A 396-nucleotide genomic window follows, 5' to 3' on the forward strand; every position below is an offset into this window, starting at 1 on the left:
GGCCGAGTTAATAAAGCGGCCATAACTTCCCTCGGTTACATCGCTTGGTTGTGCCAGGTACTCGGAGTTGTAATCCTCCAGGTTTTGCATATTGTAGACTCGCCCAGAGTTGGCGGTACCTGTGCCCGTTGCAGCACGCGCACTTTGGAAGAATGACCACAAGCCATTTGTCCCAATGGTCACTGCTGCCGCATTCACGCCAAGGCCTTCCCCATCGGTGGTCCCCCCCCACTTCTGCTCAATCAGCGTGCTGCCGTTACCCTCAGTGACCCCGATACTGGTGGAGGCACTTAACGAAGAACGGTTACCTGCCGCATCCCACACCATAAAGGCCAGATTATGCGCCCCGGCAGGCATGGTGCTGCTGATTGACCAGCTACCGTCGTCATTGGCTCT

At 56.3% G+C, this 396-nt stretch carries 1 protein-coding gene; it reads right to left on the reverse strand.

Annotated features, from left to right (window positions below):
• On the reverse strand, nucleotides 1-396 hold a 396-nt coding region (locus AC2A06_RS18910), incomplete at both ends, for a hypothetical protein (RefSeq protein WP_484381304.1).

The sequence above is a fragment of the Serratia sp. HNCC26DJ244 genome, from assembly GCF_057180565.1.